The sequence below is a fragment of the Flavobacterium cryophilum genome, assembly GCF_048286555.1.
GTDB lineage: Bacteria > Bacteroidota > Bacteroidia > Flavobacteriales > Flavobacteriaceae > Flavobacterium.
Genome location: NZ_JBLVPZ010000007.1, coordinates 173,683 through 187,124, shown reverse-complemented (window position 1 = coordinate 187,124; position 13,442 = coordinate 173,683). Strand labels below are relative to the sequence as shown.

9 protein-coding genes are annotated in these 13,442 nt (G+C 34.7%); 3 read left to right on the top strand and 6 right to left on the bottom strand.

Annotation, left to right across the window (positions count from 1 at the left end):
* Window positions 1-130: 130 nt before the first annotated feature.
* On the top strand, window positions 131-2,971 hold the full coding sequence (locus ACNQGJ_RS11750; protein ID WP_417972968.1) for a M16 family metallopeptidase: 2,841 nt from the start codon (window positions 131-133) through the stop codon (window positions 2,969-2,971).
* A gap of 189 nt (window positions 2,972-3,160) precedes the next feature.
* Here the strand turns inward: ACNQGJ_RS11750 and ACNQGJ_RS11745 are convergent, their stop codons facing one another.
* Both ACNQGJ_RS11745 and ACNQGJ_RS11740 read right to left on the bottom strand, forming a co-directional pair.
* On the bottom strand, window positions 3,161-3,520 hold the full coding sequence (locus ACNQGJ_RS11745) for a hypothetical protein (RefSeq protein ID WP_417972966.1): 360 nt from the start codon (window positions 3,518-3,520) through the stop codon (window positions 3,161-3,163).
* A 60-nt stretch (window positions 3,521-3,580) separates the two neighbouring features.
* On the bottom strand, window positions 3,581-4,759 hold the full coding sequence (locus ACNQGJ_RS11740) for an AIR synthase related protein (RefSeq protein ID WP_417972964.1): 1,179 nt from the start codon (window positions 4,757-4,759) through the stop codon (window positions 3,581-3,583).
* 643 nt (window positions 4,760-5,402) lie between these two features.
* Between ACNQGJ_RS11740 and ACNQGJ_RS11735 the strand changes: the two genes are divergently transcribed.
* On the top strand, window positions 5,403-5,684 hold the full coding sequence (locus tag ACNQGJ_RS11735; RefSeq protein ID WP_417972962.1) for a DUF4242 domain-containing protein: 282 nt from the start codon (window positions 5,403-5,405) through the stop codon (window positions 5,682-5,684).
* Between the two features lie 157 nt (window positions 5,685-5,841).
* Here ACNQGJ_RS11735 and ACNQGJ_RS11730 read toward each other — a convergent pair whose 3' ends face one another.
* Together ACNQGJ_RS11730 and ACNQGJ_RS11725 are read right to left on the bottom strand one after the other, a co-directional pair.
* Complete coding sequence (locus tag ACNQGJ_RS11730) at window positions 5,842-6,684, bottom strand: OmpA family protein (protein ID WP_417972960.1); 843 nt, start codon at window positions 6,682-6,684, stop codon at window positions 5,842-5,844.
* A 110-nt stretch (window positions 6,685-6,794) separates the two neighbouring features.
* Window positions 6,795-8,984 carry a glutamine synthetase III family protein gene (locus ACNQGJ_RS11725; RefSeq protein ID WP_417972958.1) on the bottom strand — a complete coding sequence of 730 codons (2,190 nt, stop codon included), beginning with the start codon at window positions 8,982-8,984 and terminating at the stop codon, window positions 6,795-6,797.
* A gap of 293 nt (window positions 8,985-9,277) precedes the next feature.
* On the opposite strand from ACNQGJ_RS11725, the gene ACNQGJ_RS11720 reads away from it, so the two are divergent.
* Complete coding sequence (locus tag ACNQGJ_RS11720; protein ID WP_417972956.1) at window positions 9,278-10,225, top strand: TerC family protein; 948 nt, start codon at window positions 9,278-9,280, stop codon at window positions 10,223-10,225.
* Window positions 10,226-10,298: 73 nt separating this feature from the next.
* On the opposite strand, the gene ACNQGJ_RS11715 is transcribed toward ACNQGJ_RS11720, so the two are convergent.
* Both ACNQGJ_RS11715 and ACNQGJ_RS11710 read right to left on the bottom strand, forming a co-directional pair.
* The gene (locus ACNQGJ_RS11715) at window positions 10,299-10,790 is read right to left on the bottom strand and encodes a hypothetical protein (protein ID WP_417972954.1); all 492 of its coding nucleotides are present in this window, start codon (window positions 10,788-10,790) and stop codon (window positions 10,299-10,301) included.
* A gap of 528 nt (window positions 10,791-11,318) precedes the next feature.
* Window positions 11,319-12,905, bottom strand: coding sequence for a hypothetical protein (locus tag ACNQGJ_RS11710; RefSeq protein ID WP_417972952.1), 1,587 nt, complete (start codon window positions 12,903-12,905; stop codon window positions 11,319-11,321).
* Between the last annotated feature and the right edge of the window lie 537 nt (window positions 12,906-13,442).

Here is a 13,442-nt window from a genome sequence, read left to right as displayed (position 1 = left end):
CAAATATTAAAATTTAACTTCTTACAATTTAGAGGTTAATTATTTTTATTTTCTTATTTTCGTTACCGGTAGCAAAAAATTAGCTGAACTAAATAAATAACTCCAAACTCCAATTTTTAAAAATAAAACAATGAAATCAATCCAGTTTTTAATCCTTCCTTTCATTCTTTTTACGGCATTCAGTTCCTATTCTCAGAGTCAAAGTAAAACAGATAAATCAAAAGAGTTTAAAGTAGCATTTGAACAGTTCACCCTAGAAAACGGACTGCATGTAATCTTGCATATTGATCGATCTGATCCCGTAGTTGCTGTTGCTTTGACAAGCCATGTGGGATCTGCTAGAGAAAAAGCGGGTCGTACCGGATTTGCCCATTTATTTGAACATTTACTTTTCTTGGAATCTGAAAACTTGGGTAAAGGAGGTCTTGATAAAATGAGTGCTCGCATTGGTGGGGCTGGTGCCAATGGTTCTACCAGCAGAGATCGTACTAATTATTTTCAGACGGTTCCTAAAGATGCATTAGAAAAAATGATTTGGGCCGAAGCCGATAAATTAGGTTATTTCATCAACACCGTAACTGAACCCGTCTTGGCCAAAGAAAAGCAGGTGGTTAAAAATGAAAAAAGACAGAGTTATGACAACCGACCTTATGGACACAATTTTTCTGTAATCTCTAAAAATTTATACCCGGTAACACATCCGTACAGCTGGGATGTCATTGGTTCCTTGGAAGATTTACAAAATGCTACGCTTGAAGATGTAAAAAGTTTTTACAATCGGTGGTATGTGCCAAACAATGTTACGCTAACTATTGCCGGAGATTTTGATGTTAAACAAACTAAAGATTGGGTCGAAAAATACTTTGGAGAAATTAAACGTGGCGAAGAAATTCCTAAAATGGAAAAACAGTCGGTGACATTAGCAGCCACTAAAAAACTATATTATGAAGATAATTTTGCCAAGTTACCGCAACTCACACTGACGTGGCCTTCGGTTTACGAATACCATCCTGATAGTTATGCTTTGGAAGTTTTGGCTAGTTATCTCTCAAAAGGTAAAAAAGCACCTTTGTACAAAACCCTTGTGGAGGACAAAAAATTAACGGATGCCACTGACCTTTTCCAATACAATTCAGAAATAGCAGGTCAGTATATGTTGAGCGTTACGGCGTTTGAAAAAACAAATTTAAATGATGTACTGAATGGCGTGAACGAGGCTTTTAAAAAATTTGAAGCTGAAGGGATTTCGCAACAGGATTTAAATCGGATTAAAGCGGGACAAGAAACTGCTTTTTACACAAATCTATCTAGTGTATTAGGGAAAGGATTTCAACTGGCACAATATGAGATTTTTGCAGGAACTCCGGATTATATCAATCAAGATGTAAAAAATATTCTGGCGGTTACTACCGAAGATGTAATGCGTGTGTATCACAAATACATCAAAGGAAAGCATTTTGTGGCCACTAGTTTTGTTCCAAAAGGAGAAGCTAATTTAATGCTGGAAGGCTCCATTTTAGCAACCGTTGTGGAGGAAAAAATTATTGATGGTAAAGAGGACTCATTCGATGCCAGCATAGCTGCAACCTATAAAAAAACACCTTCTAAATTTGATCGAAGTGTGGAACCTGCTTATGGAGAAAGCCCTGATGTAAAATTACCATCGGTGTGGAAAAGTAAGTTGTCATCCGGTTTAAACGTTTTTGGCATTGAAAACCACGAAGTACCTCTTGTTCAATTTCAATTGCAAATTAAAGGCGGAATGTTACTTGAAGAAAAAAATAAAATTGGAGTTTCGAACATGCTGGCAGAACTGATGACGAAAGGCACAAAAAACAAAACTCCAGAGCAGTTGGAAAATGCTATCGAAAGTCTTGGCGCAACCATAAGAGCCTATGCAACTGACGAATCCATTTATATTACAGGAAATACACTGGCTAAGAATTATAAAGCAACTATGGCATTAGTTGAAGAAATACTATTGCAACCTCGTTGGGATACCAAGGAATTTGATTTGATCAAACAAAGTACCTTAAGTCAAATTACACAACAGAATGCCGATCCAAATAGTATCGCCAGAAATGAGTTCAAAAAATTAATTTATGGAACGGAATCTATTTTATCCAACAACCGCATTGGTACCGAAAACACTATAAACAGCATTACTATTGATGATTTAAAAAATTATTACACTAAAAACACGGCTCCATCTGTTGCTGATTTTCAAATTGTTGGTGCTATTTCGAAAACCGATGTGACTAATTCACTAGCGACTTTAAATAAAAACTGGGAGGCTAAAAAAGTTACAATTCCTAAAATAACCGCTACAAATACGGTAACGGCGTCAAAAATTTATTTTTATGATGTTCCTGGTGCAAAACAATCTGTAATCCGAATTGGTTATCCCGCACTTGCTGCCACTGATGCTGATTTTTATCCTGTTAAAATTATGAATTACCGTTTAGGTGGTGGTAGTTTTGCCTCCCAATTAACGCAAGAATTACGTGAAGGAAAAGGATATACGTATGGCATCAACTCTTCGTTTAATGGTTCTGTTAACAAAGGCCCGTTTACTATTGCCAGTGGGGTGCGTTCTAATGTAACGCTAGAATCCGTTAATTTAATAAAAGAAATTGTAGCGCAGTATGGAAAAAACTTCAGCGAGGATGATCTTGAAATTACGAAAGGATACTTAATAAAAAGTAATGCCAGAGCTTTTGAAACACTTTCGGCTAAACTGGAAATGCTGTATGATATTAGCAATTACAACTATTCTGATGACTACGCAAAAAAACAAGAAAGCATTGTAAAAAACAGTACTACTGACGCCATAAAAAAACTTTCAAAACAGTATTTGAATGCTGATAAAATGATTTATTTAGTGGTGGGTGATGCTGAAACGCAATTGAAAAAGCTGGAGCAAGTTGGTTTTGGCGAGCCTATTCTTTTAAATAAACCGGCGATAAAATAAACATTCATTGTACAGTAAGATTATACAGCACTGGTTGTCATAGCCCGGATCGAAGTGAAAATCCCGACTGCAAAAAAAATAATTTTTCTTGTCCTGAAAGAGCGACCAACGGAAGCTCCTTTCAGGATTTAGAAAAATATTTTTTTAAGGGAGGATTGTAACGGAGCGCTGGAATTGCTCCTAAAAAAATCACTCACTCATTTCGTCGTAACGCTCCGGAACTTGCGGATCATACAGCGGACAGTTGAATTCAACCATTATATTCACTAAAGAATCCATTGTCTTTCCTTCAGTGCCATAACAATCCAATTTTATACTTTGGGGAGTCGTTCTGATGTGAAAAGCGCCTATGCCATCGTTGTTTTTCCAACTTTTATCGTCTACTTTTTCCCATTTTGAGAATACAGAAGCAATTCTGTTCAAGATGACTTGTACCGGAAGTTCTTCAAGACCTTCAATTTCAGCTTGTTCTTCTGAAATAGCTTCATAAACTTCGTGATGGTTGAGATAAATTCCCTCGAGATATTTCCAAAAAACCAATTCGTACATAGATAAAAAATTAAGATTAGAGAATTGAAAGATTGAAAAATTAACTTTAATTGAAGCTTTTTAATATTCGAAAGTTCCGTATTCGCTGGTAATTGTGAGTTTTTTAGTAGTAGCAGCTTCTACCCTACCTACAATTTGTGCATCAACATTAAATGATTTTGAAATCGCAATAATGTCTTGTGCAACTGTTTCCGGAACATAAATTTCCATACGGTGACCGCAATTGAAAACTTGATACATTTCTTTCCAATCCGTTTTAGATTGTTCTTGAATTAACTGAAACAATGGCGGAACCGGAAATAAATTGTCTTTTATAATGTGTAGATTTTCTACAAAATGTAAAATTTTAGTTTGCGCTCCTCCACTGCAATGCACCATTCCGTGAATTTCATTGGACGAATATTGGTCTAAGATTTTCTTGATAATTGGCGCATAGGTTCTCGTTGGCGAAAGCACTAATTGTCCGGCGTCGATTGGTGAATTTTCAACGGCATCGGTCAATTTTACTTGTCCGGAATAGATTAATTCCTCAGGGACAGCAGCATCGTAACTTTCCGGATATTTGGATGCCAAATACTTCCCGAAAACATCATGACGCGCCGATGTTAATCCGTTGCTTCCCATTCCGCCATTATAGCTTTTCTCGTAAGTAGCCTGACCGAAAGAGGCCAACCCTACAATAACGTCTCCAGCTTGTATATTAGCGTTATTAATCACCTTAGCGCGTTTCATACGAGCTGTAACGGTTGAATCTACAATTATTGTTCGAACAATATCACCCACATCTGCCGTTTCTCCACCTGTAGAATGAATGGTCACACCAAAAGAATCCAGTTCTTTGATTAGTTCTTCGGTTCCGTTAATAATTGCCGAAATTACTTCGGCGGTAATCAAATTTTTATTTCTTCCAATAGTGGACGACAGCAAAATATTATCGGTTGCTCCCACGCATAATAAATCATCAATATTCATGATTAAAGCATCTTGAGCAATGCCTTTCCACACGGAAATATCGCCCGTTTCTTTCCAATACATGTACGCCAACGAGGATTTAGTTCCTGCTCCATCAGCATGCATGATAAGACAATACTCTTCGTCTTGAGTTAAATAATCAGGGACAATTTTGCAGAAAGCTTGTGGAAATAATCCTTTATCAATGTTTTTTATGGCATTATGAACATCTTCTTTAGATGCCGAAACACCGCGAAGCGCATATCTTTTTGAAGTATCTGAACTCATGTAGTTTAATTGTGAAGCCTGCGTTGTCGCAAGTAGTTGTGCGGCAAAGATAATTATTTTTTTGGGTTTTGCCTATGGGGTTCAGGTCAAACGAATTAAAATAAACTGAAGTTTAAACCACGTAGCAACATAGTGTTTAATCCTGTAAAAATAAATTTTGACTGTGATAAGAGTTCACAATAGAAAAAAAAGCATTGGCTTTTTTTTCTATGTCACCTAAATTTAGACTGTTCGAAACAGATTTAAATCAAAAAATAAATTAAATTCTATGTTTCGAGCCAGCACTGAGCAAAGTCGAAGTGTGGCTCAATTTTTAATGCGTTTGACCTATATGGGGTTTTCAAGTGTTTAGTTAAATCTATAATCCATCACTAAAGTGTAAGTTTATTTTATTAAATTTGCTGTAACTATTTATTTATTAGACTATTAAAAACGAAACCAATTCATAAAACATCATTTCTTCAGTAGATATTATCCTAAGTTTATATTGATTTTAATTGACGTTGATGCATAATTTACTTTTTAAAGTTTAACAAATTTTTAAACCGTAAATTAACCTTAGAAAAGTGGAAACCAGTGACCACTATAAAAAACGGGGCCTTGCCGAAAAGCCATACGAGTAGGAAATTAAAATAAGAATATCATGCCTAAATATGTAATTGAAAGAGAGATTCCGGGTGCTGGTAAACTAAGCGCCGAACAACTGAAAGCTATTTCGCAAACTTCTTGTGGAGTATTGGGTAAAATGGGACCACAAATCCAATGGATTAACAGCCAGGTGACCGCTGACAAAATTTATTGTACTTATATTGCTCCAAACGAAGAAATGATTCGTGAACACGCGAGACAAGGAGGGTTTCCTGCAAATTCCATAAATCGGATATCTGCAGTCATTGATCCGACAACTGCAGAAGAAACTGTTTAACGCACTAGAATTCGATGTATTAAATCAAAAAAAGGGTAGCTATTACACCAGACATATTTCATATATGTAGTCAATGTTTTCCGTTCATTATTTTAAGTAGTTGTATTCTGCACCACTGACTTTGATAATTTTCAAAATGTTATTACTTTTTTTTTCACTATTTTTTTACCACTAGAATCTCGACTCTTCTGTTGGCAATTCGTTCTGCTTCATTCTTTTCAGGCAACGCGTATATCGGTTTTGTGCTGCCAAATCCTCGATGACCCAATCGTGAAGTCGCGATTCCGTTTCGAATTAAATAATCAAAAACAAACTTTGATCTTCTGTAGGAAAGTCTTACGTCATTTGGATCATTGTTGCAACAAATATGCCCGTGTACATAAATTTTTAATTGAGGATTCATTTTTAAAACCTGAAGAAGATCGGAAAGAATTGGTTCCGATTCTTTAATTATTTTTTCTGAATTGAAATAAAAATTTAAATTTTCAAGTTTTATTAAATCCCCTACTTTAGCATTTTTTACTTTTTCAATCAGCCAACTATTCCTTTTTGTGTCCTTCACTGCAACTTCTTTATCTTGATTGTTTTCAGAAACTACATTCTCATTTTCCGTTTTCTTCCTGACGGATGTCTTATCTTGATAATAAACTACAACTTTTCGGTTATCGCCTTGATTTTTTAATTGTTGAAAGTCTTCTCCCAAACCATATAATTCAAGTTTTTCACTGAGCTGAACTTTATTAAATTCTAAAAGTGCGAGAACATTGTTAGCTCTTCGAAAAGATAGTTCCTTGTTGTAAGAATTGGAATCGATGCTATCACAATATCCTTGAATCTTTAGAATCTCTTTATCTTTTGATTGCGCTAACCACGTGCAAAAATCGAGTTGTGATTTCTCGTTAATTAAATCTTGATTAAAATCAAAAAACAATGTTAGTTTATCTTGGGCAGACAAAGTAAGTATGTGAAAAAACAAAATCAAAAAAAGTTTTATTTTCATGTAAAACGATTGAGCATTATTCTAAAATAACGCACAAATAAAAAAAATAGTATAAAAAAACCCGATAGGTTTTGAAACCTATCGGGTCTAATCTTTTAGAGATTTTCCGTTTATTTTGTAAACAACAATTCTCTGTATTTAGTCAAAGTCCAAAGTTCGTTATCTACCAGTAACTCTAATTTATCACAATGGTTTCTGATTATTTCGAAATATGGTTTAACATTATTACAATATGCCTCTGCCATTGCTTGCGCATCAGTCAAATTGTTTGCTTGCTTTCTTTCGTTTGTCATGGCTTCAACTTTAGAGTTAATTCCTTCGATATGACCCGAAATTTCTCTTATTAAGATGATTTGTTCTTTCGCGATTGATTCAAATTCAGCGCCAAAAATATCTTTCAATCCTTTAACATTTTCTATTAAAGTATTTTGATATCGAATAGCAGTAGGGATAACGTGATTTTTAGAAATATCACCTAAAACTCTACCTTCAATTTGAATTTTCTTAGTGTACTCTTCCAATTCAATTTCGTAACGCGCTTCTACTTCAATGTGGTTCATGATACCCATTTCAGAAAATAAATCTAACGCTTGTTGAGAAGCTCTTGCTTTTAATGCTTCAGGAGTTGTTTTAAAGTTGCTCAAACCTCTTTTTCCTGCTTCGATTTCCCAAGCATCGCTGTAACCGTCTCCTTCGAAAAGGATATTTTTAGAAACTTTGATATATTCTCTCAATACATTGAAGATAGCATCATCCTTCTTCATGTCTTTAGATTCAATCAAGCTGTCAACTTCTTTTTTGAAATCTTTTAATTGTTTGGCCACAATGGCATTCAAAGTTGTCATTGCATTAGAACAGTTTGCTGTAGAACCTACGGCTCTAAACTCAAATTTATTTCCTGTAAAAGCAAATGGTGAAGTTCTGTTTCTGTCTGTATTATCCAAAAGTACATCTGGAATTTTACCTACTACATTTAATTTTAAATCTGTTTTTTCTTCTGGAGATAATTTCCCTGCCGTTACGCCTTCTAATTCAGCTAAAACTTTAGTTAATTGTTCCCCGATAAACACAGAGATAATTGCCGGTGGCGCTTCATTAGCTCCCAATCTGTGGTCATTACTTGCAGAAGCAATAGCTCCTCTTAATAATGCTTCATAATCATTTACCGCTTTTATAGTATTAATAAAGAAAGTCAAGAACTGTAAATTGCTCATCGGCGTTTTACTTGGACTCAACAAGTTTACTCCAGTGTCAGTTGCCAGTGACCAATTATTATGTTTTCCTGATCCATTAACTCCTTTAAACGGTTTTTCATGGAATAACACTTTCAAATCATGACGTTCCGCCACTTTTTGCATTACATCCATTAATAAACAGTTGTGGTCAACCGCTAAGTTAGTCTCTTCAAAAATAGGTGCCAACTCAAATTGATTTGGAGCTACTTCATTGTGACGTGTTTTAACTGGAATTCCTAACAACATACATTCTTGTTCTAAATCTCTCATGTACGTTAAGGCACGGGTAGGAATCGAACCAAAATAATGATCATCTAATTGTTGTCCTTTTGCAGAGGTATGTCCTAGCAAAGTTCTACCAGTCATGACAATATCAGGGCGAGAATCTGCCAATGATTTATCAATTAAGAAATATTCTTGCTCCCATCCCAAGGTTGCAGTAACTTTTTTTACATTTTTATCAAAATATTTACATACATCAGTTGCAGCGTCATCCATTGCAGATAATGCTCTTAATAAAGGAATTTTATTATCTAAGGCTTCTCCGGTGTACGAAATAAAAACGGTTGGAATACACAACGTAGTTCCAAAAATAAATGCTGGAGAAGTTGGATCCCAAGCTGTATATCCTCTTGCTTCAAACGTGTTTCTAATTCCTCCATTTGGGAAACTAGATGCATCTGGTTCCTGTTGTACTAATTGCGCACCACCAAATTTTTCTACTGGATCGCTACCATCGTATGAAGTTTCAAAAAAAGCGTCATGCTTTTCAGCAGTCGTCCCTGTAAGTGGTTGAAACCAGTGTGTATAATGGGTTACTCCTTTTGACAGCGCCCATTCTTTCATACCCATTGCAATATAATCAGCTAATTTCCTGTCAATTTTAGTTCCATGCTGAACAGCACCTTGTACTCCTTTAAAAGCATCCGAAGTTAAATATTGCCTCATTGCTTTATCATTAAACACGTTCGAACCAAAAATCGTTGATTTTCTATCGGTTTCTTCAAATTGAACAGGCTTTCTGTTTGAAGCTTCTCTCAAAGCTTGAAAACGTAATGTTGACATAAAAAATTATTTTAATTGATTAAACCCCTAATATTTTGATGCAAATATAATTTAATTATTACTTTTATAAAATTTTACCTCTCATTTTTATGGGTAAATGACTTAAATTTATCAAATTCTCAAAAAAGTCAACTAATTATACCAACATAACAATTTTAAAAGGCATATATTTTTTTACGCCAATTTTCTTCAAAAAATTAGCATAGCATTTACTACATAAAAACTTTAAATTAAATATTTATGGAAGTTAAAAAACCAACAAGTATCTTTGTGCAACTTTAAATATTTTATTTATGATTGTCTGGATATGTTTCTTAGCAGCTGTAATGCTTTTTTTAGCTCTTGATTTAGGTGTTTTCAACAAAACACCACATATCATAAGTTCAAAAGAAGCGGGAAAGTGGACCGCAATATGGGTTACATTATCTTTTATGTTTTCAGGAGTAATTTACTGGCTCTATAGCACTAATTATATTGCTAATCCTGATGCATTGAAGCCAGCAACCGCATCCATAAAATTTATTACGGGTTATTTAATCGAATTATCCTTAAGTATAGACAATATATTTGTCATTGCCATAATCTTCTCGGCGTTTAAAATTCCACAAAAATACCAACACCGTGTTTTATTCTGGGGAATATTAGGCGCTATCGTTTTTCGTGGTTTAATGATCTTTTTTGGCGTTATGCTAATCAATAAATTTTCTTGGACTACCTATATATTCGGCGCTTTTTTACTTTATACTGCTATGAAAATGTTGTTTAGCAGTGAAGAGGAGCAATTTCAACCTAAAAAATCTTTTGTTTATAAAAACCTTAAAAAAATAATGCCCATCTCCAATCACATGGACGAAGAGCATTTTTTTGTAAAAAGAAGGCACATTACAGCCGCAACGCCACTCTTTGTTGCGCTGGTTGTTATTGAGGTTATGGACGTCGTTTTTGCAATTGACAGCGTTCCGGCGATTTTAGCAATAACAAGTGATCCTTTTTTAGTATTTAGTTCTAATATTTTTGCCATTTTAGGATTGCGATCTATGTATTTCTTCCTCGCAAATATGTTGGCAAAATTTAGTTATTTAGAATACAGCCTTATTGCTATTTTGAGTTTTGTAGGATTAAAAATGCTGCTTCATGATTTTATTGAAATTCCGGAATGGGGTTCTCTCGCTTTTATTGCTTTAGCACTTATCGCAGGAATTGCAGTATCACTTAGAAAAAGCAGTAAAGAATTCGTCTAAAAACTCCGTAACAAAACGCATAAAAAAAAAGGAAATCTCACGATTTCCTTTTTTTTATTATGAAAAGTATTCTTTACAAATTAATTTTCTGAATCTCACTCTTATTAACTTTTAGTGCTGACATTACTGCGTCAATGTTGTTTTTGTTGACTGTAGTAGCAAAATTTGCAGGTATAATTGCGATTCTAAAAGTTTGATCTTGCGTCCAGCTTGATGGTAATGTATCAAGACCAAAGTTAGCTGACAGAAAAATATTCACATTGTTTTTTGTGTAATCAAAATTAAAATCTAACTCTCCCCCATCACTGAAATAATAGGTTTGAGGCATTAGTTTCCAAATGTCTTCACCATTTACCGTATCATACAAGTGATACACTAAAACTACATCCGACGAATAAATTGGTGGATTAAAAGCAACCAATTTGCTGTAGTTATTATTGGAATTAAATGAAGTTGTAATTTCAAAAACTTCACTAATGGTATCATTATCCACAGTATCGTTTACTTCACAACTTTGTAGTGTCATCATCCCGATGAAAACTAAAAATAAGGTAATTTTTTTCATTAGTTATAGCTTTAATAATTTATATTACAAAACTGTATCCATTAATTGTGCCAAAGTTTATTTTGAAGAATAAGGTACTTTTAAAAATGGATAAAAAACTTAAATTATAACGTGATGATGATAGGCTAAACACCGCAAGGCAGATTTACCGACAATACAATATTTTTTTGGAATACGTAATTCGTTGCAAGATTTGATTCCGCATAGGAAAGATTTTTAGCCCAAGCCAAAGGGAAACTTTATATTGATGCTGGAAAAGAAGTTGTTACTGTTGCTGATTTCACAATTGAAATTATAGCTAACGCTGATTCTGAAAATTCGGGGTCCGATAAATTATTCATCCTCAATTTTTGATAGGCGGAACAACCCATTTAAAGAAAAATATTCGTTGAAAATCATCAAATTTGAAGTTCACCTAAAAGACGGTAAACTGCATATTATATTTGAAACTGGATAAAGTAATCAGTTTATAAAAACATAAAAAAGCACCTGCGAAGACAGATGCTTATTAATTAATATAATTTTAAATTATCTAGAAGAAATTACTTTTTTAACACTACTTCCACGATTAGTAGTCACTTTTACAACAAGCACTTGGTCTCTTTGTCTATTCAATTTTAGATCAAGCGTAACTTCTTTATTAAAATAGCCATTAGTATCTGTTTTAGACAGTATTGGAATACCCTGTGCATCAAATACCTCAATTTTCACATCGGAAACGTAATCAAAATTATATTTGATTGTAAGCATATCTTTGAAAGGAACAGGATAGGCATCAAAACCTGCTTTTTGCATTTCGATAGTTGTATCTTTTTCTTCGGGAACAATAGCTTTTGTCATTTTAGCAGTTGATGCTAGAGCTGTACAAATAACCGTCGCACTGCTACAATTTGCCGGCGTTGAAGTACAGTTTGCCGGGCTCGTAGCTGTAATACTTGGATTAGAACCTGCCGCAAGATCGCTAAATAAAACTGGCACATTTACCACAGCCGTAATACCGGGATTACCACCATTTATTTTATAGGTGTATCCAATAATAGGATTACAAACCTCGATACTTCCAGTTGTTGTTGCTCCACAAAGTGATGCAGTTGGCTGGGTTATTTTTAATTGTGGCGCATCTGGTGTTCCAGGTTGTAGATTCACAATCACATTGTCACCTTGCGTACTACAGGTACCAATAGATGCAAAAAGTTGATATGTTCCTGAGACTACGGGGCTGCATACACCACTAGAATTAGCTGAATACAGTACAACCCCTCCCTGCTTAAGTGTATAAGCAACTCCAGCTGTTGGCGATATTACGGTAACAGTTCCGGCAGCAATACTACAGGTCGGTTGAGTTACTGTAGCAGCTGGAGCAGATATTGCATTCGGTCCTCCAACAGTTTTGGGTATTGTAATACTACAGGCCGTAGGAAGAGTGGAATCGGTTATGGTAACAGTGTAATCAGCGGCAGTAAGACTGTTAAAATTTGTTGAGCCACCAGCAGCAACAGACACTGGAGTACCATTTCCTAATTTGACACTGTAGGGCGGTACACCACCAAATGGAGCTGCAGTAATAGAACCTCCTGCAGTACAAGTTGCACTGGTCGCAGTTACAGTCCCATTAACGCCGGCATTAATTGCTATAAAAGGTAAGGTACCGCATTTCGGAGCAATTTTACTTGGTTCCAAGGGACATGATGCATTATCAGCTGCTGAAGTCCATGCAAGGTACAAATTAGTAATCACCAATCTTTGTCCACATAAATAGGTAACACTCCCAAAATTCAAAGCTGTTATCTGATTGGGTGGAACTGCAGCTTCATTTCCAGGAAGTGGAGTACTATTACATCCGCTTATTAAGTCAGCAGAAACTAAAGTAGTACCATTATATCGTTCTAGAGTTCCCCAAAAAGCAAAAGAGGTTCTGTTTGATCCTGTGGTATTGTTAATCGATAATGTCAAAGTTCTGGTCACAGTATTTCCCGGAGTGCATGAATTACATGGATCGCCACCAGTAAGTCTTGCTTCAACCAATTGCAAATCTTTGGAAGTACATCTCTTTGGATCTGGAAAAACTTGTGAAAATGCAGTAGCTGCGCCTAAATAATTAATTATTAAAAACATACATACATTTGTGAAAGAAAAAAAAGTTCGATCACCCAATAGCTTCAGAAAACTGTCTGGAATAAAACATCGGATCAGAGTATTCTTTTTTTGTGATTTTGGATAATAATCTCGCTCATTAAGCATTAAAAAACGTAATGATGAGACTCTGTTTTTCGATAAAAAGCAAACTATATTTTTGCTCGATACAGCTTCGAAAAACTGTTGAAGTGTACTATTTTTCATGATATTGTAATTTTACTCCATAGTTGTTAAAAAATAGGAAATCAGTAAACTTGGGATAGAAAAAAAACAGGTATAACAAATACCTCCACAAAAAATTATGAAGTACGCCGTCATCAAAAAAATATTTTATATTGGGGAATAAACTATCTTTTATTAACCAAATTGGGGCTTTAAAACAAACTTAAAAACCATAATTTTAAATTAATAAATAATGTAAGAAAAGAGAAAATACAACGTTTTTCGATATAAGCGATAAAACTTCCCGTATTCTAAAACACCTTCAATAAAAATTGAAGAACTCCTTCACCAAAA

What these genes read in the sequence shown, in the direction of transcription:
- ACNQGJ_RS11750 (WP_417972968.1), top strand. Translation starts at nt 131, where the DNA reads ATGAAATCAATCCAGTTTTTAATCCTTCCTTTCATTCTTTTTACGGCA.
- ACNQGJ_RS11745 (WP_417972966.1), bottom strand. Translation starts at nt 3,520, where the DNA reads ATGTACGAATTGGTTTTTTGGAAATATCTCGAGGGAATTTATCTCAAC.
- ACNQGJ_RS11740 (WP_417972964.1), bottom strand. Translation starts at nt 4,759, where the DNA reads ATGAGTTCAGATACTTCAAAAAGATATGCGCTTCGCGGTGTTTCGGCA.
- ACNQGJ_RS11735 (WP_417972962.1), top strand. Translation starts at nt 5,403, where the DNA reads ATGCCTAAATATGTAATTGAAAGAGAGATTCCGGGTGCTGGTAAACTA.
- ACNQGJ_RS11730 (WP_417972960.1), bottom strand. Translation starts at nt 6,684, where the DNA reads ATGAAAATAAAACTTTTTTTGATTTTGTTTTTTCACATACTTACTTTG.
- ACNQGJ_RS11725 (WP_417972958.1), bottom strand. Translation starts at nt 8,984, where the DNA reads ATGTCAACATTACGTTTTCAAGCTTTGAGAGAAGCTTCAAACAGAAAG.
- ACNQGJ_RS11720 (WP_417972956.1), top strand. Translation starts at nt 9,278, where the DNA reads ATGATTGTCTGGATATGTTTCTTAGCAGCTGTAATGCTTTTTTTAGCT.
- ACNQGJ_RS11715 (WP_417972954.1), bottom strand. Translation starts at nt 10,790, where the DNA reads ATGAAAAAAATTACCTTATTTTTAGTTTTCATCGGGATGATGACACTA.
- ACNQGJ_RS11710 (WP_417972952.1), bottom strand. Translation starts at nt 12,905, where the DNA reads ATGTTTTTAATAATTAATTATTTAGGCGCAGCTACTGCATTTTCACAA.